This window comes from Actinocorallia aurantiaca, from assembly GCF_039533685.1.
Classification (GTDB): domain Bacteria; phylum Actinomycetota; class Actinomycetes; order Streptosporangiales; family Streptosporangiaceae; genus Actinocorallia; species Actinocorallia aurantiaca.
The window spans coordinates 398,404-418,645 of sequence record NZ_BAAATZ010000012.1 but is presented as its reverse complement, the minus strand read 5'-3'; the positions used below and the strand labels follow the sequence as shown (position 1 = coordinate 418,645).

Sequence of the window (20,242 nt, the reverse complement as noted above, 5' to 3'; positions counted from 1 at the left end):
AGAATTCTCACGGGAGATCAGGCGATGAGCGACAGCGTTCTCGACAAGGTGATGGAACAGGCGGAGCAGATCCGCGAACTCGGCCCCGTCAACGAGTCCCTCGGGAAGCTCGACGACAAGGCGGCCAAGGTGCTGCGCGACTCCGGCGTGATGCGGATGCTGCAGCCCGTGACCCACGGCGGTCTGGAGGTGCACCCCCGCGAGTTCGCCGAGACCGTCATGGGGGTCGCGTCCCTCGACGGCTCCACCGGCTGGGTCGCCGGCATCGTCGGCCTCCATCCGTGGGAGATGGCGTTCGCCGACGAGCGGGTGCAGCAGGAGATCTGGGGCGAGAACCAGGACACCTGGATCGCCTCCCCGTACGCGCCGATGGGCGTGGCCCGCCCCGTGGACGGCGGCTACATCCTGAACGGCCGCTGGCAGTTCTCCTCCGGCACCGACCACTGCGACTGGATCTTCCTGGGCGCCATGGTCGGCGACTCCGAGGGCAAGGTCGCCCAGCCGCCGAACGCGCTGCACGTGATCCTGCCCCGCTCGGACTACCAGATCGTCGAGGACTCCTGGAACGTCGTCGGCCTCGAGGGCACCGGCTCCAAGGACATCATCGTCAAGGACGCCTTCCTGCCCGAATACCGGACGCTGAAGTACACCGAGGTGGTCGACGGGACCGCGGTGCGCCGGGCCGGGCTGACCAACCCGCTCTACAAGGTGCCCTACACCTCGATCTTCCCCCTCGGCATCACCTCCGCCGTGGTCGGCATCGCCGAGGGCGCCCTGGCCGCGCACCTGGCCTACCAGCGCAGCCGCGTCCAGATCACCGGCACCAAGATCAAGGACGACCCGTACGTCCTGTACGCGATCAGCGAGGCCGCCGAGGAGATCAAGGCCTCCCGCGTCCTGCTGCTGGACTACATCTCGCGCATGTACGACCAGGCCGCCGCGGGCAAGGAGTTCACCTTCGCCGAGCGCGCCGCGGCCCGCCGCACCCAGGTCCGCTCGGCCTGGCGCGCGGTGCACGCGATGACCGAGATCGTGGTCCGCTCCGGCGGCAACGGCCTGCGCAAGGACAACCCGATCCAGCGTTTCTGGCGCGACGCCCACATGGGCCTGGCCCACGCCATCCACGTGCCGGGCTCCGTCTACCACGTCTCGGCCCTCACCCAGATGGACATCGAGCCCCCCATGGGCCCGATGCGCTCCATGATCTGACGGCTGCTCGGACAGACGAAGGCCCCGCTCCCGTGAGGGAGCGGGGCCTTCCGCGTGCCCGCCGGCCGTTCAGCCGGATCCGGCCGGGGCGTCGAGCCCGGCGACGAGCTTGGGAGTCCAGATCACCTTGCCGAGGAGGCGCTCGGCCTCGGGGGAGGAGGCGAGCCACACGACGGCCCTGCCCGGCGCATCCTCGGAAGCGGGCTCGAAGCCCTGGTCGGCGATGGCGTCGGTGCCGCCCCTGGCCGCGCCCGCCTCGGTGACCACGAAGCCGGGGTCGAGGTTGAAGGCGCGGACGCCGCGGCCCAGGTACTCGGCGTTGACCGCGCCGGCCAGCCGCCCGAACGCGGCCTTGGACGCCGAGTAGGCGACGCCCCAGCCGCCCTCACCGGGCGGGGCGGGCGGGTCGGTGGTGGCCGAACCCGAGCACAGGTTGACGATCGTGCCGCCGCCCTGCTCGAGCATGGCGGGGAGCACGGCCTGGATCAGGGCGAGCTGGTGCAGGTGGTTGCCGGTCATCGTCCGGGCGGCGACGTCCAGGTCGAGGTCCAGGATGCGGTCGTGGTTGCCCGGCAGGTGCGCCACGGCGTTGTTCACCAGGAGGTCGACGCGCCCCCACTGCGAGAGCACGGTTCGGGCGGCGTTCCGGACGCTTTCCAGGTCGAGCAGGTCCATCCGGACGGGCAGGGCGCGGGCTCCGAGCGCCTCGATCTCCGCCCCGGTCGTCTCCAGGCTTCCGGGCACGGAGACCGTCTCGCCACCGCCGTAGCGCGGGGGGATGCTGCCCTGGCCCTCCTCGACGGTGCGCGCGGTGAAAGCGACGTCGTAGCCCGCTCCGGCCAGTGCCAGAGCGATCCGGCGTCCGATGCCGCGGCTGGCCCCGGTCACCAGGGCCACCGGTCGTTCGGAGAGAGGCGCGGCGGCGGATTCGACGGGTGGAGTCATGCCCCGATGAGACCGCCGGGAGGCCGGAGGACGGTGAGCACTCTCACTCAGCGGGAAAGCCCGGACGCCGCACCGCCCCGCTTTGACAGCTTGAACCCTGCGGCCGGAGGCTCGGCCGTGACATCGGAAGACGGGATCGAGGACGTACGGTGACGCTGATCCGAGGACTTGGCTATCTGAAGGTCCAGACGAGCCACATCGATCGCTGGCGCGAGCTGGCGGTCGAGGCGCTGGGGTTCGCCGAGGGGTCGGGTCCGAACCCCGACGGCCTTTACCTGCGCATGGACGAGCGCAGATACCGGCTGGCGCTGCTGCCCGGCGACACCGACAGGGTGCTGGCCATCGGCTGGGAGGTGCGCGACCAGTACGCGCTGGCCGCCGTCCGCGAGGCGGTCGAGAAGGCCGGCGTGGAGGTGACCGCCCTGTCCCGCGCAGAAGCGGACGAGCGCGACGTCGAGGCCGCCATCTCCTTCCGGGACCCGGCGGGCATCCCCGTCGAGGTGTTCTTCGGCCCGGTCCTGGACCACAGCCCGCTGCGCACCGCGCTGGCCCAGAAGTTCATCACCGGAGCCCACGGCATGGGCCACATCGTGCTGCCCACCCCGCGCCAGAAGGAGACCCTCGCCTTCTACGAGCAGGTCCTGGGCTTCCTGCCGCGCGGCGCGATGAAGGTCGGCGGCGGCCCGATGCGGGTGCGCTTCCTGGGCGTCAACCAGCGCCACCACAGCCTGGCGATCTGCCCCGCCCCGCACGACGGCGACCCCGGCCTGGTGCACCTGATGGTGGAGGTCGACGAGCTCGACGCCGTCGGCCGGGCGCTGGACAACATCAACAAGGGCGGTTTCTCGCTCTCCTCGACGCTGGGCCGCCACACCAACGACAAGATGATCTCCTTCTACGTCCGGGCCCCCGGTGGCTGGGACATCGAGTACGGCTGCGAGGGCATGCTCGTCGACGAGTCGCACTACACGGCCGAGGAGATCACCGCCGACAGCTACTGGGGACACGACTGGTCGGGCTCCGAGCCGCTGGCCGCGTTCACCCCTCCCGGGAAGTGAAGGCCATGACCTCTTCTTCCGTGGCACCGGTCGGTCTCGGCGAGATCGGCTCCTTCGACCACGAGTGCGACGTCCTCGTCGTCGGCTTCGGCGCGGCGGGCGCGGCGGCGGCCTACGAGGCCGCGGCGGCCGGCGCCGACGTGATCGTGCTGGAGCGGGCCAGCGGCGCGGGCGGCTCCTCCGCCCAGTCCGGCGGCGAGCTCTACCTCGGCGGCGGCACCTCCGTCCAGAAGGCGTGCGGCTTCGAGGACACGCCCGAGGACATGTACGCCTTCCTGGAGGCGGCGCTCGGCCCCCACGCCGACACCGAGAAGCTGCGGCTGTACGCCGAGGGAAGCGTCGAGCACTTCGAGTGGTTCGTCGCCCGCGGCGTGGAGTTCAAGCCGACGCTCTTCACCGGCCACGCCTGGATGCCGTTCACCGACGACGGGCTCATGTGGCTCGGCGAGGGCGCCTGGCCGTACAACACCCTCGCCAAGCCCGCCCCGCGCGGGCACCGTCCGGCCGCTCCCGGCTTCGCCGGGAACGTCCTGATGCGCGAGCTCGAGAAGGCCGTGACCGCGGCCGGAGCCGCCACCCACACCGACACCGTCGCCGCCAACCTCGTGCTGGACGGCGACCGGGTCGCCGGCCTGGTGGCGCGCAAGTTCGGCAAGCCCGTCACCTACCGGGCGCGCAAGGCCGTCATCGTCACCACCGGCGGGTTCGTCGACAACGAGGAGATGCTGGCCGACCATGCCCCGGCGCTGCTCGGGCTCGGCAAGGTCAGCGACGGCCTCGACGACGGCTCCGGCATCCGCATGGCCTCCGCGATCGGCGCCGCGACCCGGCGCATGGGCGTCGTGGAGATCTCCATGACGGCGCTGCCCGCCCTGGTCGCCCGCGGCATGCTGGTGAACGGCAGGGGCCAGCGGTTCGTCAACGAGGACGTCTACCCCGGCATCTACAGCACCCACGCCATCCTCGAAGAACCCGGCCCGTACTGGGGGATCATCGACGAGGAGGGCTTCGAGGACATCCCGCCGGGCGACCTGTGGCAGGTGCAGCCCAAGTACGTGACCGAGACCCTCGCCGAACTCGAGGAGTCCCTGGGCATGCTGCCCGGCTCCCTGGAGCACACCGTCGAGGTCTACAACCGGCACGCCGAGAACGGCGAGGACCCCCACTTCCACAAGGACGCCCGCTGGCTGCGCCCGCTGAAGTCCCCGTTCGCCGCGGTCGACCCGCGCGACGGGTTCTTCGGGAGCGGCGCCGGCAAGGGCAGCGGCGCGGCCGGATTCACCCTCGGCGGCCTGCACACCACCGTGGACGGCGAGGTCCTCGACGTCTCCGGCGAGCACATCCCCGGCCTCTACGCGGCGGGCCGGGCGTCGTCCGGCATGCACGGCGAGGGCTACATCAGCGGCACCTCCCTGGGCGACGGCACGTTCTTCGGCCGTCGCGCGGGCAAGGCCGCCGCACGAGAGGAATAGCAAGTGAAGTACGCGGTTCTGGCGCCCGTCGCGGCGGGCGTCACCGCCGACCCCTCGTGGATCGGACCCTACGCCGAGCACGCCGACGCCTGCGGCTTCGAGTCGATCGTCGTCGTCGAGCACGCCGTGGTGTCCAGCGGCTACTCGAGCGTCTACCCGTACGACAAGTCCGGGAAGATGGAGCTGGCCGACGACCTGGACATCCCGGACCCGCTGGACCTGCTGGCCTTCCTGGCCGGGCGCACCAGCCGGATCCGGCTCGCGACCGGCGTCCTCGTCCTGCCCAACCACCACCCGGTGGTGCTGGCCAAGCGGATCGCGACCCTGGACGCCCTGTCGGGCGGCCGGGTCCGGCTGACCGTCGGCATGGGCTGGATGCGCGAGGAGATCGAGGCGTGCGGCGTCGAGTTCGAGAGCCGGGGCCGGCGCGCCGACGAGCAGCTGCAGATCCTGCGCGCGTTGTGGGCCGACACCGCTCCTCAGGGCGCGGCGTTCAAGGGTGACTTCTTCAGCTTCGAGAACCTGATGAGCTACCCCAAGCCCGTCCAGCAGGGCGGCGTCCCGATCCACATCGGCGGGCACACCAAGGCCGCCGCACGCCGCGCCGGCCGGTACGGGAACGGGATCCAGCCGCTCGGCCTCGTCGGCGAGGAGCTTCAGGGCGTCCTGAAGCTGATGCGCTCGGAGGCCGAGAAGGCCGGTCGCGACCCCGAGGCGCTGGAGCTGACCCTCGGGCACTCCCTCTCGGTGGTCACTCCGGAGAAGGCCGAGAAGCTGGCGGCGATGGGCGCGGACCGGCTCGTGCTGCGCGCCACCCCCACCAAGGACCTCTCCGAGGCCAAGGACGAGCTGTCGGCGTGCGCCGAACGGCTCGGACTGGACGGCTCTTGACGCTGTCGACGGGCGACCGGGTCGAACTCTCCGACCTGGTCGCCCGGTACGCCCTGTACGTGGACCGGCAGGACTTCACCGCGCTGGCCGGCCTGTTCACCGAGGACGCCGTGCTCGTCCTGCCCGACCCGCCCAAGGCGCTCGAACCCGTCCTGGAGTACTCCGGGCGGGAGGAGGTCCGCAAGGCGATAGGGCGGGTCGAGTTCTTCCCCGTCACCTCCCACTTCCTGGGAGGACAGGTGTTCGACGCCGGGCCGGAGCCCGGAACGGCCGTCGGATACGTCAACTGCGCGGCCAACCACGTCTCCGCCGGCACGGAGGACACGGGCGGACGGCCCGTCGACCTGGTGTGGCACGTCCGCTACACCGACTCCTACCGCAACGAAGAGGGCTCCTGGCGCTTCGCCCGCAGGTCCCTGCACATCGACTGGATCGAGACCAGGCAGGTCCGGCGCATGCGCGGCTGAACCCGCCGGTGAGGAACACCCCATGAGCACTTCCGCGACCCCTCGCGTCAGCATCGTCACCGGCGGCGCCCTGGGCATCGGCGGGGCGACCAGCGCCCGCCTCGCCGCCGGAGGCGACCTGGTGGTCCTCAACGACATCGACGGCGAGGCCGCCGAACGCCGCCGCGCGGAGATCGAGGCGGCCGGCGGCCGCTGCGTCACGGTGGTCGGCGACATCGTCGAGGACGACACCGTCAAGCGCGTCACCGAGACGGCTCTCGAAGCCGGAAACGGCCGCGTGGACGTCCTCGTCAACAACGTCGGCGACTTCCGCCCGGCGGCCAAGTCGTTCCTGGAGAGCACTCCCGAGCAATGGCAGCGCCTGTACGAGCTGAACCTGCTGCACGTCTTCAAGCTGACCCACGCCGTCCTGCCCACGATGCTCGAACAGGGCAAGGGCAGCATCGTCAACAACTCCACCGTCGAGGCGTTCCGCGGCATCCCCGCCCACGCCGTCTACTCGGCCTTCAACGCGGGCGTCTCCGCCTTCACCAAGAGCCTCGCGGTGGCCGTCGGCAACCAGGGCGTCCGCGTCAACGCCATCGCCCCCGACCTGGCGAACACCGAGCAGACCCCCGCCGCCTGGATGCTCCGCGACTACGACCCCGGCCTCATGCACACCTGGGTCCCCATGGCCCGCTTCGGCGAGCCGGAGGACTACGCCTCCGTCATCGCCTTCCTCGCCTCCGACGACGCCGCCTTCGTCACCGGCCACACCATCCCCGTCGACGGCGGCACCCTCGCCGCCTCCGGCTGGTTCGCCCGCGCCGACGGCCTCGGCTGGACCAACCGCCCCCGCCGCACCTGACCCGCCGTCCCACCGCGGATTTCCCACTCGTTTGATATCTCTGTTCGTGGAAGAGAACGAGTTCTGCGGCGGCCGCGTCCGCATCGTCCCCCTGTAGGCCGCCCGGTCCGGCTCGGATCTCCGATCACGGCTCAATCCGCCTCGCCGAGTTCGAAGCGGATACGAGCCGCCTCATAGGACGTACCGGCTCCCGGACGGCTCATGACCTCGGCACGTTTGTCGGACCACATCTTGTGCTCGTCCACGTTCTTCACTCCTCGGTCGGGGATGAAAGCTCTTCGGGTGTGGGTGAGGAGTTCGCGGAGCGCCGGGCCGCTGGTGTCCTTCCAGATCAGGGCGAGGAGGGCGGGGGAGGCGGCGTCGGTGATGGGCAGGGCGGTGAGGCGGTCGCGGTAGGAGGCGGCCATGGACTTGCTGAGGACGGCTATGCCGAGGTCGCGGGCGGCCAGGGCGGCGATGGCGTCGGCGGCGGTGGCCTGGAGGGCGATGCGCGGGTGGAGGTCGCGGGCGGCGCAGGCGCGGTCGAAGACCGTGCGCAGGCCGGTGCCGGGGGGCATGCAGATGATCGGGTGGGCGCACAGGTCCTGCAGGGTGATGCTCTGGTGCGCGGCCAAGGGATGGTCGTGGGGCAGGGCGGCGACGAGGGGCTCGCTGATGATCGTCAGGGACTCCAGGTCGGCGGGGAGGGACGCGGCTCCGATGAGGGCCAGGTTCAGGGCGCCGGTGTGGACGGCTTCGGCGAGGTGGGCGGAGTCCTCCTCGAGGAGGGAGATCTCGACGCCCGGGTGGGCCTCGTGGAATGAGGCTAGGGCGTCGAACAAGGGAGTGATGGTGCAGCCGGTGACCATGCCGACGGTGAGGCTGCCTCGGATCAGGTCGCTCACCTCGCCCACGGCTTGACCCACGGACCTGGCGGCGGCCAGCGCGGTGCGGGCGTGCTCGAGGGCGGCCTTGCCCGCGACGGTCAGGGTGGCGGTGCGCGCGGAGCGGTCGAACAGCTCGGCGCCGAGTTCCCGCTCCAGTTGCCGGATCTGGGCGCTGACTCCGGACTGGCTGATGTGCACGCGTTCGGCGGCCCGGGTGAAGTTCCGCTCCTCGGCGACCGCGACGAAGTACTCCAGCTGCCTCAGTTCCATGACTATGGATTCTAGTTCCCAGAAGAACCATCTGTTGGACTTCTGATCCTGGAGCGGCGAGGCTGAAGGGGAAGGAAACGAGCTCAGGAGGAACCCGTGCCGGATTACGAGAAGTACGAGAAGGCCATGCGGCCGGAGGACATCACCCGCCTGTTCGTCGAACGCTCGAACGCGGGAGACGCCGCCGGAGTGGCCGCGCTCTACGAGGAGGACGCCGTCATGGCCTATCCGCCCGGCGGCCGGACGGCGGGGCGCGAGGCGATCCGCGAACTGTGGGAGAAGGTCCTGGCGAACCGTCCCCGGTTCGAGCCGGAAGAACCCCTCCCGACACTGGTCAGCGGGGACATCGCCCTCACCTCCACCCCGCCGGGGGACGGGGCGGGAGCCCGGGCCCAGGTCGTCCGGCGGCAGCCCGACGGGAGCTGGCTGCGCCTCCTCGACCAGCCGGAGTTCGTCTCCCCGGCCCGCTGACCCCGCCGGAGGACCGGGTCAGGCGGCGGTGAGCCGGAGGTCGTCGCAGGCCGCCCGCATCCGCGGGAGGGGAGCGTCGAAGTCGAGGGCGACGCGCTGGGGGTCCCGCGGATGCACCCGGGCCGCGATCACGTCCAGGTCGCCCGGCCACGGGCCGTGCAGGTAGATCTCCGGGGCCCGCTGCCGCACCCGGGCCTCGTAGGGCTCCATGTCGTCCAGGGCGACGACCACGAGGAACTCGCAGACTCGCTCGACCACCCCGTCGTGGATGCGCACGGTGGTGTTCTGCGGCACGACCCGCAGCACCTCCGCCCGCGCCGGCAGCCCGAACCGCATCGTCTCGGCGTCGACGCCTCCGAGCAGCCCGCTCAGACCCCTGCCGATCCTGCTGAACAGCCTCATGCCACGCTCCCGCGCTCTCCGGCCCTCCGCTTCTCCGGGCGGACCCGAAGGGTGAGACGGCCCCCGTCCCGTCCCGGTTCCAGATCGCGTCATACGAATTACCCGAGGTCGGGGAGACGCCGCGGCGGACCGTGTCCTCCTGGTCGGGGAAGCGCGCGGGGTCACGCTCTCCCGGGGGTTCTCCCGACCTGTGGTCCCGGGACCCCCTGCACGCCTAACATCGGCGGATGTCCAGAGTGGATCTTCTGCTTTCGGTCGGTTTCAGTGTGCCGGCGGCTCTGCTCACCCTCTTCGCCGACGCGATGTTCTGGGATGCGTTCCTGACTCTGGTCGTGCTGGGCCTGTGGGCCGCGGCGGCCGTCTGCTGCAACGCCGCTGCCGTCGACTGATCGGTGAGGTCCGGCCGGGCGCGCGGGGCCCGGCCGGAACCGGTGACGGTCAGGGGGCCGTGGAGACGTACTCGCGGAGGTGGCGGGCGGTGAGGGTGTCGGCGTTCTTCACCAGGTCGGCGGGGGTGCCGGTGAAGACGACGCGGCCGCCGTCGTGGCCGGCGCCGGGGCCGAGGTCGACGATCCAGTCGGCGTGGGCCATGACGGCCTGGTGGTGCTCGATGACGATGACGGTGTTGCCGGCGTCGACGAGGCGGTCCAGGAGGGCGAGGAGCTTGTCGACGTCGGCAAGGTGCAGGCCTGTCGTGGGCTCGTCCAGGATGTAGGTGCGGCCCTGCTCGGCCATGCGGATGGCGAGCTTCAGGCGCTGGCGTTCGCCGCCCGAGAGAGTGGTGAGGGGCTGGCCGAGGCTAACGTAGCCCAGGCCGACGTCGTCGAGGCGGTCGAGGATCGCGCGGCTCTGGCCGGAGGGGAAGAAGTCCCGGGCCTCGGAGATGCGCATGGCCAGGACCTCGCTGATGTCCTTGCCGCGCAGCTTGTACGTCAGGACCTCGGGGGTGAAGCGGCGGCCCTCGCACTGCTCGCACACCGACGCGACGCCCGCCATCATCGCGAGGTCGGTGTAGACGAGGCCGAGGCCCTTGCAGTTCGGGCAGGCCCCCTCGGAGTTGGCGCTGAACAGCGCGGCCTTCACCTTGTTGGCCTTGGCGAACGCGGTGCGGATCGGGTCGAGCAGGCCGGTGTAGGTGGCGGGGTTGCTGCGCCGCGAACCGCGGATCGGCGACTGGTCGACGGTGACGACGCCGTCCCGGCCGCCGAGCGAGCCGTGGATCAGCGAGCTCTTGCCCGAGCCCGCGACGCCGGTGACGACGGTCAGCACGCCCAGCGGCAGGTCGACGCCGACGTCCTTCAGGTTGTGGGCGTTCGCGCCCGTGATCGACAGGACGCCCCGGTGCGGGCGCGCCTCCTCGCGCAGGCGGGCCCGGTGGCCGAGGTGCCGTCCGGTCAGCGTCCCGGACGCGCGGAGCCCGGCGACGTCGCCGGTGTAGCAGACGCGCCCGCCCTCGGTGCCCGCGCCGGGGCCGAGGTCCACGACGTGGTCGGCGATCTCGACGACCTCGGGCTTGTGCTCGACGACCAGCACGGTGTTGCCCTTGTCCCGCAGGCGCAGCAGCAGGTCGTTCATGCGCTGGATGTCGTGCGGGTGCAGGCCGACGGTCGGCTCGTCGAACACGTAGGTGACGTCGCTGAGGCTGGAGCCGAGGTGGCGGACCATCTTGACGCGCTGGGACTCCCCACCGGACAGGGTGCCGGTCTCGCGGTCCAGGCTGAGGTAGCCGAGGCCGATCTCGACGAGGGACTCGAGGGTGCCGCGGAGCGCGGCGAGCACCGGCGCGACCGAAGGCTCCTCGACCTTGCGGACGAACTCGGCGAGGTCGGTGATCTGCATGGCCGAGCAGTCGGCGATGTTGCGGCCGTCGATCCGGGACGCCAGCGCGGCCTCGTTGAGCCTGGCCCCGTCGCAGGCCGGGCAGCGCGCGAACTTCACCGCCCGGTCGACGAACGCCTTGGCGTGCGCCTGCATCGACTCGCGGTCCTTGGACAGGAAGAGGCGCTGGATCTTCACCACGAGGCCCTCGTAGGTGACGTTCATGCCGGCCTGCTTGATCTTCGTGGGGGGCTTGTGGAGGAAGTCCTCCCACTGCTCGGGCGTGTAGTCGCGGAGCGGGGTGTCGGGGTCGAACAGGCCGGAGTCCACGATGGTCTTCCAGTACCAGGAGTCGACCGCGAAGTTCGGGGCGGTGATGGCGCCCTCGTTGAGGGACTTGTCCCGGTCGACGATCTCGTCCACGTCGATCTGGGAGACGCGGCCGAGCCCCTCGCATTCGGGGCACATGCCCTCGGCGTTGTTGAAGCTGAACGCGCTGGACGTCCCGGCGTGCGGCTCGCCGAGGCGGCTGAAGACGATGCGCAGCATGGTGTGCGCGTCGGTGGCGGTGCCGACGGTGGAGCGGGAGTTGGCTCCCATCCGCTCCTGGTCGACGATGATCGCGGCGCTCAGGTTGCGCAGGGCGTCCACGTCGGGGCGGCCGAGGCTCGGCATGAACCCCTGCACGAACGCGCTGTAGGTCTCGTTGATCAGCCGCTGGGACTCGGCGGCGATGGTGCCGAACACCAGCGAGGACTTGCCGGAGCCGGACACCCCGGTGAAGACGGTGAGCCGCCGCTTGGGCAGGTCGAGGGAGACGTCGGCGAGGTTGTTCTCCCGGGCGCCGCGCACCTCGATCAGGTCGTGTCCGTCGGCGGGGGAGGGGGGCGTGCTGTCGAACTGGGTCATACCGGAGCGCCTCCGAACACTTTAGGCCGTATAGAGTTCAGGATGGCACAGTACTCTAGGGCTGAGACAATTTATGCCCTAAGGAGTTTCGTTGACGGTCTACGCGGCGCAGGGCGACCCGAAGCGGTCGATGTCCCTGCTGTGGGGCCGGGACGCCCCGGACCGGGGGAGGCGCCCCGGCCCCAAGCAGGGCCTCAGCGTCGACCTCATCGTGGAGACCGCGATCTCGATCGCCGACGCCGACGGCATGGCGGCGCTGTCCATGCGCGCCGTCGGTGAACGCCTCGGCCGGACGGCCATGGCCCTGTACACCTACGTCCCCGGCAAGGACGAGCTGGTCGACCTGATGTACGACCGCGTCCAGGCCGAACTGCCCGCCGAATACGAGCTCCGGGACGGCTGGCGCGCCGCCGTGACGGCCCGCGCGCACGACATGTGGGAGTTCCACCTGCGCCACCCTTGGACGCTCCAGGTGTCGCAGGCCCGCCCCGTCCTGGGCCCGTGCGAGTACGCGGCGTTCGAGACGTCCCTGAGGATCCTGCGCGAGACGGGCCTGCCCGCGCCCATGCTGCGCCGCACCATCTCGGTGCTGTACCACTTCGTACGCGGCGCCGCCCAGACCGTCGCGGAGGTCAGGCAGGCGGCCGCCGCCACCGGCGTCTCCGACGAGGAGTGGTGGTACGCCCGCTCCGCCGTCCTGGAAGAGGTGGCCCCCGACTTCGCCTCCCGCTACCCCACCCTCACCTGGATGGAGGGCGAAGGCGGCTTCCAGATGGAGGACGAGACCGTCCCCTACCTGGAGCAGGAGGCCCTCGAGACCTTCGCCACCGGCCTCACCGTCATCCTCGACGGCATCGAAACCGCCCTGCGCGAGCCCGGCCCGGCATAGAGGGGCGGCACGAGGACGCGTCGGTGTCCGGGAGGGGGATCCCGCTCAGCAGGACCGGGGGCGGCGGGGGACCGCTCTCGCCCGGTTCTCTGGGGGAAGACGTCTCGGGAGGGGAAACATGCCGCAGGGCAGGGGTTCGGGTGGGGCGCTGGCCGACGACCGGCCCGCCGAGGAGATCACCTTCGCGGGGTTGATCGAGGCCCGGGCCGGCGACGACCGGGTCGGGCTGTGGTTCGAGGAGCGCTGCTGGACCTGGCGGGAGGTCGTCGCCGAGGCGCGGCTGCGCGCGGGGCTCGCCGAGGGGATGCGGCGGCCGGGAGCCCGGCATGTGGGGCTCTTCCTGGAGAACGGGCCCGAGCACATGTTCTGGCTGCTGGGCGCGGCGCTGGCGGGGCTGCCGGTCGTCGAGCTGAACCCGACGCGGCGGGGCGCGGAACTGGCGCGGGACATCACGTTCACCGACTGCGGAATGCTGATCACCGAGACGAGCCGGGCATCGCTGCTCGAAGGGCTCGTACCGGACGTTCCCCGGCTGGTCGTGGACGGCGGGGACTACGCCGGAACGCTGGAGAAGACGGAGCCGTCCGCCTGCGAGGCCTCGGCGGTGAAACCGGAGGCGATCTTCTCGCTGGTGTTCACCTCCGGGACGACGTCCGCGCCCAAGGCGGTGATCTGCACCCAGGGAAGGCTCGGCCGGATCGCCGTCCAGCAGCAGCGGCGCCGGAACCTCACCGGAGACGACGTCTTCTACGTCGTGATGCCCATGTTCCACTCGAACGCGCTCATGGCGGGCATCGCTCCGGCCGTCAGCGCCGGAGGGTGCGTGGTGCTGCGCCGCAGGTTCTCCGCCTCGGGCTTCCTGCCGGACGTCCGCCGCTACGGCGTCACCTTCTTCAACTACGTCGGCAAGCCGCTGAACTACATCCTGGCGACCCCCGAAGGCCCGGACGACGCCGACAACCCCCTGCGCATCGCCTTCGGAAACGAGGCCGCCCAGCGCGACATCGAGGAGTTCTCCCGCCGCTTCGGCTGCAAGGTCTTCGACTCCTACGGCTCCAGCGAGGGCGAGATCCGCATCGTCCGGGTGCCCGGCACCCCGCCCGGCTCGCTGGGCGTGGCCGAGGAGGGCACGGTCGTGGTGAACCCGGAGACCCTGGAGGAATGCCCCCGGGCCCGCTTCGACGAGCACGGCACCCTCCTCAACGCGGAGGACGCGATCGGCGAGATCGTCAACAAGGCCGGAGCCGCCGTCTTCGAGGGCTACTACAACAACCCCGAGGCCGCCGCGAAGCGCCTCCGCAACGGCTGGGCCTGGTCCGGTGATCTGGCCTACCGCGACGCCGACGGCTTCTGGTACTTCGCCGGCCGCGACAGCGACTGGCTCCGCGTGGACGGCGAGAACTTCGCGTCCGCCCCCGTCGAACGCCTCCTGTCCCGATTCGAGGCGTTCGCGGACGTGGCGGTCTACGCCGTCCCGGACGAGCACGTGGGCGACCAGGTGATGGCGGCGGTGGTGCTCAAGCCAGGCCTTTCCTTCGATCCCACAGCTTTCGCCGATTTCCTGGACGCCCAGCCTGACCTCGGTACCAAGTGGGCACCCCGGTATATCCGCCTCATCGAAGAACTTCCTCGCACGGCAACCAGCAAAGTGGTCAAACGCCCGCTACGCGACGAGGCCTGGCACACCGCCGACCCGCTCTACCGGCGGGAGGGCGGCGCCTACCGCGGGTGGCGTGCGGAGGATCGCCATGACTTCGCGCCCGGATGATCACCCTTGCGTCACTTCGCTTGTGCGGGGTAGGCGGAAGGTGTTGGCTTTGCGGGTGAATGAGCAGATGATGCGCGGGGGCAACACGCTGGGCCTGGTACGGGTCGGGGACACGGTGCGTCGGCCCGCCCACGAGAGCAGCCCCTACGTGCAGGAGGTCCTGCTGCACCTGGAGAAGGCCGGTTTCGCGGGCGCGCCCCGCTTCCTGGGCGTGGACGAGCACGGACGCGAGATCCTCACGTACTGCCCCGGCGAGGTCGTCGACGACCCCGTGAAGCTGAGCGACGCCCGCCTGGCCTCGGCGGCCCGCCTCATCCGCGCCTTCCACGATGCGACCGCTGGCTCTCCCGTCGCCGACGGCGGCGAGGTCGTCTGCCACGGTGACCTGGGCCCCCACAACACCGTCTTCTCCGGCGAGGACGCCGCCGGCCTCATCGACTGGGACGACGAACTCCGCCCCGGCTCCCGCCTGTCCGACCTGGCCCACGCCGTCTGGTGCTTCGCCGCCGTGGCCGAACCCGTCTTCGACATCCCCGAGCAGGCCCGCCGCACCGCCCTCTTCTGCTCCGCCTACGGCTGGGACGCCCCCGAGCCCGTCCTCGACGAGCTCGCCGCCCGCTTCCGCCACGCCCGCGACACCGACCAGGGCCCCGCCCGCCTCGTCTTTGCCGACCTCGCCGCCTGGATGGACACCCACGGCCCCACCCTCAAAAACGCCCTCAAGGCCACCGGCTCCTGACCGCTGCCGGGCGGCCATCACCCGCCTTCTCCCTGTGTTGACCCGTCGGAGGAGATCTCCTCGGACCAGGCGAGGAAGCGGTGGAGATGGGTGCCGGCGGGGGTGAGGAGGATCCGGGGGCTGCCTGCGGCGACGTCGCCGCTGGTTCCGTCGATGGTGAGGAGGGTGTCGGGGGTGAGGAGGCGGTCGGCGATCGTCGCGGAGCCGTTCGCGGCGTCGAAGACCAGGCCGCCGACGCCCACGACCGCGGGCCTGCCCATGGACCGGGCCACGACGGCGGCGTGGCTGGCCGGTCCGCCGCGCGCGGTGACGATCCCGGCGGCGACGGCGAAGCCGCGCATGTCGTCGGGGGAGGTCTCCGGGCGCACCAGGATGACCGGAACGCCCGCCGCCGCCATGCGCGCCGCCTCGTCCGGGCTGGTCGCGACCCGTCCGGACGCGACGCCGGGACACGCGCCGATCCCCCGGGCGAGGATCTCGGCCTCCGCCGAGTCCAGGCGCGGCGTGCGGGCGTGCCGGAGGTGCCGCGGCGACACCCTCAGCAGCGCTTCACGCTGTTCGATGACCCCCTCGTCGACGAGTTCGACGGCCAGGCGGACGGCCGCCGCCCCGCCGAACCGGCCCGGCCGGACCTGGAGGAACCACAGTTCCCCGGCCTCGTAGGTGAACTCGACGTAGCAGGCGTCGCGGTAGTGCCGTTCGATCCGGCGCAGCGCGTCGCACAGCTCCGCCCACACGGCGGGCTCCCGCCCCGCGAGTTCGCGCAGCGGCCGGGTCGTCGCTCCGCCGGAGACGACGTCCGTCCCCTGGTGTTCGAACAGGACCTCGCCGAACGGCGCGTTCTCACCGGTGTTGGGATCGCGGCTGAACGCGACCCCGCTGCCGCTGTGCTCGTCCTTGTTCCCGAACACCATCGCCTGCACGATCACGGCTGTGCCGAGCCCGTCTGAGATGTCGTTCAACGCGCGGTACGTCCGTGCGCGTGGCGCGTCCCACGACGCGAACACCGCCTCGACGGCGCGTTCGAGCGGCCGGAGGCGCGATCGCGCGGCAGAAGCGCGGTCGTGCGTCTCGGCGGGCACGGGCTCGGGGGTCTCGGTGGCCTCGGGAGTGAGGCCGAGGTCGAGGATCGTGGTGAGCATGCCGGGCATCGACACGGGCGCGCCGGAGCGGACCGAGACCGCCAAGGGCCTTTCCCGTGCGCCGAAGACGCGGCCGGTGCGGTGTTCGAGGTCGGCGACGGCCGTCGTGAACTCGTCGTGGAGGCTTTCGGGGAGCCGTCCCTCCCGCAGGAAGACGCGGCACGCCTCCGCGGTGACGACGAAGCCGTCCGGCACCCGAAGTCCGAGGCGGCGCAGAAGGACGAGGCCGAGCGCCTTGCCGCCCAGGTTCTCGGCGGTCTCCTCGACCTGGGAGGAGATCGCGCGAATCCACCTCATCGGCTCTTCCCGAGGGTGACGAGAAGGTCTTCGTGCCACTCGGCCCATACCGTGTGATACGAGGCGGTGCTGTCGGTCACGTACTCCAGCGCGCCGGAGGAGGCGAGGCCGAGCGCTTCGGCGAGCCGGACGCGGTAGCGGCCGAAGCGGGGCAGGGCCGCGGACAGTTCGGCGCAGACGGCCGCGGCGCGCCGGTCGAGGTCGGCGAACCGGTCGAGGACGCGCGCGTCGTAGGCCGCGTCGTCGTGGTCGTTGGCGACCATGACGCCGTCGACGGAGCGGAGCTGCCAGGCCGTGCAGAGGTCGAGGAGTTCCGGGTTGAGCACGAGGAACCTGTCGAAGGACTCCTCCACGAACGCGCGGGCCCCGGCCGTCATGAGCTCGTCGGCGATCAGCCTGGCGTGCTCGGCGCGCCCGGCGTCGGTGAGCCGCCAGCAGGGCGGGTCGTCGAACACCCGGGCGAGGAGCCCGTCCACCGTGTGGTCGATGAGGACGAAATCAAGCCGGGACTCGTCCAGGCCCGTCACCGCGCGGATGCGTGCGAGCCCGCACGCGCCCGCGCAGCGCAGCGCGTGCAGGACCAGCAGGCGCGGGTCCGGCTGGCCGGTTCGTGGCCGGTTCATGGTCTGTTTCCTTCGGGGTGGCGTCGTCATTCCTGACGGCTGTAGGCGCGGACGGCCAGCGGGCAGAAGACGGCGAACAGGAGGCCCGACCACAGAAGGGCGAGGCCCGCGCTCCCGCCATCGGGCGTCCCGTTGAGCAGCGCGCGGCAGGCGTCCATGACGTGGGTGACAGGGTTGACGTCGGCCCAGGCGCGCAGCCATCCGGGCAGGGTGCCGGTCGGCGCGGCGAGGCTGCTGCCGAGCTGCAGCGGCAGGAAGGCGAGGAAGCCGAACGCCAGCACGGCTTCGGCGCTCCTGACGAGCACGCCGAGGAAGACGGTGACCCAGCTGAGGCAGAACCCGAACAGGACGGCGAGCCCGGCCGCTCCCAGCGCGGCGAGTGCTCCTCCCTGCGGGCGGAACCCGAGAAGCACCCCGAGAGCGGACAGGACGGCCACGGCTATCGCGTACCGGAGGATGTCGGCCAGCACCGAGCCGAGCAGCGGTGCGGTCCGGCTGATCGGCAGGCTGCGGAACCTGTCGGTGACGCCGTTCTTCAGGTCGAGGTTGATCGCCGCCCCGGTGGAGATCATTCCGGCCAGTCCCGCGCCCATGACGAGGATTCCGGGAAAGAGGTACTGGAGGTATTCGGCGGTGGAGCCCGCGACGGGGCGGCCGAACAGGTAGAGGAAAAGGACCATGAACAGCGCGGGCGTGACGACGCCGTTCACGATCGGGCCGGGGTTGCGGGCGGACTTGGCGAGGCTGCGCCGGGCGAGGATGCCGCTGTGCCGCAGGACGGCGAACCGCCGGGGCCGTGCCGTGCGGGAGAGAGTCGTGGTCATGCCGCCTCCTTGGCGTCGCGGGCGGGGGCTCCGGTCAGGGAGAGGAAGACCTCGTCGAGGCTGGGAAGGCGGAACGCGAGTTCGCCGACGGTGACGCCGTGCGCCTGGAGGCGTTCGGTGATCTCGAAGAACGCGGTGTCTCCGGTGACGGGCGTGGCGAGTTCGTGGCGGCGGGTCCGGTCGGGGTCGCGTCCCGTGACCTGGGCGAGGATCGCCGCCGCGCGTTCGAGGTCGCCGGTGTCGGCGGGGCGCAGGACGACGGTGTGCCCGCCGACCCGGCGCTTGAGGTCGGCGGGAGTGCCGGACGCGATCACGCGGCCGTGGTCGATGACGGCGATCTCGTCGGCGAGGGCGTCGGCCTCTTCGAGGTACTGCGTGGTGAGCAGGACCGTGACGCCGCCCTCGGTGAGTTTTCGGATGATCTGCCACAGTTCGTCGCGCTTGGCGGGGTCGAGCCCGACCGACGGCTCGTCGAGGAAGATCACTTCGGGCTCGCCGACGAGGGCGGCGGCGAGGTCGAGGCGGCGTCGCATCCCGCCCGAATAGGTGGCGGCGGGCCGGTCCGCCGCTTCTTCGAGCCCGAACCGGGACAGCAGTTCGCCGGCCCGCCGGACGGCGCCGGCGCGGCCGAGGTCGAGCAGCCCGCCGATCATGACGAGGTTGGACCGGCCGGAGAGCTCGTCGTCCACGCTCGTGTGCTGGCCGGACAGGGCGATGCGCCTGCGCACCCCGGCCCGGTCGCGCCGGACGTCGAGCCCGGCGACGCGCGCCGTGCCCGCGTCGGGGCGCAGGAGGGTGGCCAGGACGCGGATGAGGGTGGTCTTGCCCGCGCCGTTCGGGCCGAGCAGCCCGAGGACCCGTCCCCGGGCGACGGACAGGCTCACCCCGTCCAGCGCCGTCGTCCGGCCGAAACTCTTGGTCACCGCGTCGATCTCCAGGCCGTGGTCGGTCATGGCCCACCTCCGATGTTCACTGTTTTCAGATGACGCCAACATCTGGATGTTGTTTGTATCATGACACGGGCGGAGCGGAAGGAGAACCGATGGCGAGGCTGACCCGTGCCGAACGGCAGGAGCGGACCCGGGGGGCGGTGCTGGCCGCGGCCCGGCACGAGTTCGCCGAGCACGGCTACGCCGACGCCAAGGTCGACCGGATCGCCGAGCGGGCCGACCTGACCAGGGGCGCGGTCTACTCCAACTTCACCGGCAAGCGCGCGCTCTACCTCGCGGTGCTCACCGACGACGCCGAACAGGCCCGCGACCGCGCGCGTCCCCCCGAACGGTCGCCGGGCTCCGCCGCCGCGGCGCTCGGCGCGTTCGCCCGGATCTGGCTCGAACGGCTGCCGCTCGCAGGCGACACCCCCGGGAAAGGACACCTTCGGCTGCGTTCGCTGTCCGGAGTCCTCGACACCGACGAGACCCGGATCGCGCTGGCCGAACTCGTCAGGTTCGAGGCCCTGCTGCTCGCGCTGGCGCTCGAACCGCGCCGCGCGCCGAGTGCGCGGACCGTCCGGCTGGCCGGCCTCACGCAGACCCTCCTGCAAGGCGCGGCACACCTCGCGGAGAACGCGCCCGGGGTCGGCGACCCGTTCGACCTGGCCCGCGCCGCCGAACATCTCGCCGACATCACCCTCACCGACGAAGCCGACCCGGCGCACCTGCCCTTCGTCGCCCCCGCCCGGCCCGCGGCGGACCGGTGGACGCCGCCGCGCGGGCTCCGCGACGAGATCACCGGCCGCCGGGTCGACCTCGGAGACGACGGCCTGGTCGTCGCACTGGGCGTCGGACGGCTTTCCGCGGCCCGGGACGCGGTGCGCTCGGCGCGACCCGGGGACGCGGTGACATTCGCCGTCGTGACGGGCGATCCCGCCGAGACCGGAAGGCTTGCCAGACTGCGGATCGCCGACCTCGTCGGCTGCCTGCGCCGGGTGTTCGCGGCAGGAGACCTCCCGTGGCCGCACGTCGTGATGGACGACGGCGCGGAGGTGCCCGCCGCCCTCGGCCTCTCCTCGGCCGACGACCTCACCGAGGCGGCGATCCGAGTCCGCGACGGCGTGGTCGTGGCACGCGCGGACGGCCGCGGCTCCGGTCACGCCGTGGCGAAGCTCGACGGTCGGCGCCCTTCGGCCGAACCGATCGAGCAAGCCGGTGGCGGTTCGTCCGGTCGTTGAGCCGCGCCGATCAATGGTGTCCAGGTTGAACAGCGGGTTCCACGAAATGCCCGGCACGATGAGGCGCACAGGCTGACGAAGCCCTCCCGGCCGGCGCCGGAGACGCGGATGAACTCCGTGGAACCCGTCCATCAGCGGCGGTCCCGGCCCGGGTCGTCGTCCGAG

Annotated in this window: 20 protein-coding genes; 12 read left to right on the top strand and 8 right to left on the bottom strand. The window is 71.6% G+C overall.

The window, feature by feature from the left end:
* Window positions 1-24: 24 nt before the first annotated feature.
* The gene (locus ABD327_RS17060) at window positions 25-1,209 is read left to right on the top strand and encodes an acyl-CoA dehydrogenase family protein (protein WP_344451385.1); all 1,185 of its coding nucleotides are present in this window, start codon (window positions 25-27) and stop codon (window positions 1,207-1,209) included.
* A 69-nt stretch (window positions 1,210-1,278) separates the two neighbouring features.
* On the opposite strand, the gene ABD327_RS17055 is transcribed toward ABD327_RS17060, so the two are convergent.
* Window positions 1,279-2,154 (bottom strand): SDR family oxidoreductase, encoded by an 876-nt coding sequence (locus ABD327_RS17055; RefSeq protein WP_344451383.1) that lies wholly within the window; start codon window positions 2,152-2,154, stop codon window positions 1,279-1,281.
* 149 nt (window positions 2,155-2,303) lie between these two features.
* Between ABD327_RS17055 and ABD327_RS17050 the strand changes: the two genes are divergently transcribed.
* Genes ABD327_RS17050 through ABD327_RS17030 form a run of 5 tightly spaced genes read left to right on the top strand, consistent with a single transcriptional unit; the run spans window position 2,304 to window position 6,889 of the window.
* Window positions 2,304-3,212, top strand: a complete 909-nt coding sequence (locus tag ABD327_RS17050) for a VOC family protein (RefSeq protein WP_344451382.1) — start codon at window positions 2,304-2,306, stop codon at window positions 3,210-3,212.
* A 5-nt stretch (window positions 3,213-3,217) separates the two neighbouring features.
* Complete coding sequence (locus ABD327_RS17045) at window positions 3,218-4,684, top strand: FAD-dependent oxidoreductase (protein ID WP_344451381.1); 1,467 nt, start codon at window positions 3,218-3,220, stop codon at window positions 4,682-4,684.
* A 3-nt stretch (window positions 4,685-4,687) separates the two neighbouring features.
* Complete coding sequence (locus ABD327_RS17040; protein WP_344451380.1) at window positions 4,688-5,575, top strand: LLM class F420-dependent oxidoreductase; 888 nt, start codon at window positions 4,688-4,690, stop codon at window positions 5,573-5,575.
* A complete protein-coding gene (locus ABD327_RS17035) occupies window positions 5,572-6,042 on the top strand; it encodes a nuclear transport factor 2 family protein (RefSeq protein WP_344451378.1) in 471 nt (156 codons plus the stop codon). The genes ABD327_RS17040 and ABD327_RS17035 overlap by 4 nt, the downstream gene beginning before the upstream one ends.
* A gap of 22 nt (window positions 6,043-6,064) precedes the next feature.
* Window positions 6,065-6,889: an SDR family NAD(P)-dependent oxidoreductase gene (locus ABD327_RS17030; protein WP_344451377.1), complete on the top strand. Its 825-nt coding sequence runs from the start codon at window positions 6,065-6,067 to the stop codon at window positions 6,887-6,889.
* 131 nt (window positions 6,890-7,020) lie between these two features.
* Here ABD327_RS17030 and ABD327_RS17025 read toward each other — a convergent pair whose 3' ends face one another.
* Window positions 7,021-8,025, bottom strand: a complete 1,005-nt coding sequence (locus tag ABD327_RS17025) for a LysR family transcriptional regulator (protein WP_344451376.1) — start codon at window positions 8,023-8,025, stop codon at window positions 7,021-7,023.
* A 96-nt stretch (window positions 8,026-8,121) separates the two neighbouring features.
* On the opposite strand from ABD327_RS17025, the gene ABD327_RS17020 reads away from it, so the two are divergent.
* Complete coding sequence (locus tag ABD327_RS17020; protein WP_344451375.1) at window positions 8,122-8,496, top strand: YybH family protein; 375 nt, start codon at window positions 8,122-8,124, stop codon at window positions 8,494-8,496.
* 18 nt (window positions 8,497-8,514) lie between these two features.
* Here the strand turns inward: ABD327_RS17020 and ABD327_RS17015 are convergent, their stop codons facing one another.
* Window positions 8,515-8,898, bottom strand: a complete 384-nt coding sequence (locus ABD327_RS17015; protein WP_344451374.1) for a hypothetical protein — start codon at window positions 8,896-8,898, stop codon at window positions 8,515-8,517.
* A 227-nt stretch (window positions 8,899-9,125) separates the two neighbouring features.
* Here ABD327_RS17015 and ABD327_RS17010 point away from each other — a divergent pair, with 227 nt between their 5' ends.
* Entirely contained in the window at window positions 9,126-9,287 is a 162-nt protein-coding gene (locus ABD327_RS17010) for a hypothetical protein (RefSeq protein WP_344451373.1), read from the top strand.
* Window positions 9,288-9,336: 49 nt separating this feature from the next.
* Here ABD327_RS17010 and ABD327_RS17005 read toward each other — a convergent pair whose 3' ends face one another.
* A complete protein-coding gene (locus tag ABD327_RS17005; RefSeq protein WP_344451372.1) occupies window positions 9,337-11,625 on the bottom strand; it encodes an ATP-binding cassette domain-containing protein in 2,289 nt (762 codons plus the stop codon).
* 91 nt (window positions 11,626-11,716) lie between these two features.
* On the opposite strand from ABD327_RS17005, the gene ABD327_RS17000 reads away from it, so the two are divergent.
* The 3 genes from ABD327_RS17000 to ABD327_RS16990 all read left to right on the top strand — a co-directional run bounded on the left by ABD327_RS17000 (window position 11,717) and on the right by ABD327_RS16990 (window position 15,021).
* Window positions 11,717-12,514, top strand: coding sequence for a TetR/AcrR family transcriptional regulator (locus tag ABD327_RS17000; RefSeq protein ID WP_344451371.1), 798 nt, complete (start codon window positions 11,717-11,719; stop codon window positions 12,512-12,514).
* Window positions 12,515-12,632: 118 nt separating this feature from the next.
* Window positions 12,633-14,282, top strand: a complete 1,650-nt coding sequence (locus ABD327_RS16995; protein WP_344451370.1) for an AMP-binding protein — start codon at window positions 12,633-12,635, stop codon at window positions 14,280-14,282.
* A 55-nt stretch (window positions 14,283-14,337) separates the two neighbouring features.
* Window positions 14,338-15,021, top strand: coding sequence for a phosphotransferase family protein (locus ABD327_RS16990; RefSeq protein ID WP_344451369.1), 684 nt, complete (start codon window positions 14,338-14,340; stop codon window positions 15,019-15,021).
* A gap of 17 nt (window positions 15,022-15,038) precedes the next feature.
* On the opposite strand, the gene ABD327_RS16985 is transcribed toward ABD327_RS16990, so the two are convergent.
* Genes ABD327_RS16985 through ABD327_RS16970 form a run of 4 tightly spaced genes read right to left on the bottom strand, consistent with a single transcriptional unit; the run spans window position 15,039 to window position 18,860 of the window.
* The gene (locus tag ABD327_RS16985; RefSeq protein ID WP_344451368.1) at window positions 15,039-16,460 is read right to left on the bottom strand and encodes a PEP/pyruvate-binding domain-containing protein; all 1,422 of its coding nucleotides are present in this window, start codon (window positions 16,458-16,460) and stop codon (window positions 15,039-15,041) included.
* On the bottom strand, window positions 16,457-17,083 hold the full coding sequence (locus tag ABD327_RS16980) for a transcriptional regulator (protein ID WP_344451367.1): 627 nt from the start codon (window positions 17,081-17,083) through the stop codon (window positions 16,457-16,459). Before ABD327_RS16980 ends, ABD327_RS16985 begins: the two co-directional genes overlap by 4 nt.
* Before the next feature lie 26 nt (window positions 17,084-17,109).
* Complete coding sequence (locus ABD327_RS16975) at window positions 17,110-17,907, bottom strand: ABC transporter permease (protein WP_344451366.1); 798 nt, start codon at window positions 17,905-17,907, stop codon at window positions 17,110-17,112.
* Window positions 17,904-18,860: an ATP-binding cassette domain-containing protein gene (locus tag ABD327_RS16970; protein ID WP_344451365.1), complete on the bottom strand. Its 957-nt coding sequence runs from the start codon at window positions 18,858-18,860 to the stop codon at window positions 17,904-17,906. The genes ABD327_RS16975 and ABD327_RS16970 overlap by 4 nt, the downstream gene beginning before the upstream one ends.
* Before the next feature lie 89 nt (window positions 18,861-18,949).
* On the opposite strand from ABD327_RS16970, the gene ABD327_RS16965 reads away from it, so the two are divergent.
* Window positions 18,950-20,077 carry a TetR family transcriptional regulator gene (locus ABD327_RS16965; protein ID WP_344451364.1) on the top strand — a complete coding sequence of 376 codons (1,128 nt, stop codon included), beginning with the start codon at window positions 18,950-18,952 and terminating at the stop codon, window positions 20,075-20,077.
* The last annotated feature ends 165 nt before the right edge of the window (window positions 20,078-20,242 follow it).

What these genes read in the sequence shown, in the direction of transcription:
- ABD327_RS17060 (WP_344451385.1), top strand. Translation starts at nt 25, where the DNA reads ATGAGCGACAGCGTTCTCGACAAGGTGATGGAACAGGCGGAGCAGATC.
- ABD327_RS17055 (WP_344451383.1), bottom strand. Translation starts at nt 2,154, where the DNA reads ATGACTCCACCCGTCGAATCCGCCGCCGCGCCTCTCTCCGAACGACCG.
- ABD327_RS17045 (WP_344451381.1), top strand. Translation starts at nt 3,218, where the DNA reads ATGACCTCTTCTTCCGTGGCACCGGTCGGTCTCGGCGAGATCGGCTCC.
- ABD327_RS17030 (WP_344451377.1), top strand. Translation starts at nt 6,065, where the DNA reads ATGAGCACTTCCGCGACCCCTCGCGTCAGCATCGTCACCGGCGGCGCC.
- ABD327_RS17025 (WP_344451376.1), bottom strand. Translation starts at nt 8,025, where the DNA reads ATGGAACTGAGGCAGCTGGAGTACTTCGTCGCGGTCGCCGAGGAGCGG.
- ABD327_RS17015 (WP_344451374.1), bottom strand. Translation starts at nt 8,898, where the DNA reads ATGAGGCTGTTCAGCAGGATCGGCAGGGGTCTGAGCGGGCTGCTCGGA.
- ABD327_RS17010 (WP_344451373.1), top strand. Translation starts at nt 9,126, where the DNA reads ATGTCCAGAGTGGATCTTCTGCTTTCGGTCGGTTTCAGTGTGCCGGCG.
- ABD327_RS17005 (WP_344451372.1), bottom strand. Translation starts at nt 11,625, where the DNA reads ATGACCCAGTTCGACAGCACGCCCCCCTCCCCCGCCGACGGACACGAC.
- ABD327_RS16995 (WP_344451370.1), top strand. Translation starts at nt 12,633, where the DNA reads ATGCCGCAGGGCAGGGGTTCGGGTGGGGCGCTGGCCGACGACCGGCCC.
- ABD327_RS16985 (WP_344451368.1), bottom strand. Translation starts at nt 16,460, where the DNA reads ATGAGGTGGATTCGCGCGATCTCCTCCCAGGTCGAGGAGACCGCCGAG.
- ABD327_RS16980 (WP_344451367.1), bottom strand. Translation starts at nt 17,083, where the DNA reads ATGAACCGGCCACGAACCGGCCAGCCGGACCCGCGCCTGCTGGTCCTG.
- ABD327_RS16975 (WP_344451366.1), bottom strand. Translation starts at nt 17,907, where the DNA reads ATGACCACGACTCTCTCCCGCACGGCACGGCCCCGGCGGTTCGCCGTC.
- ABD327_RS16970 (WP_344451365.1), bottom strand. Translation starts at nt 18,860, where the DNA reads ATGACCGACCACGGCCTGGAGATCGACGCGGTGACCAAGAGTTTCGGC.
- ABD327_RS16965 (WP_344451364.1), top strand. Translation starts at nt 18,950, where the DNA reads ATGGCGAGGCTGACCCGTGCCGAACGGCAGGAGCGGACCCGGGGGGCG.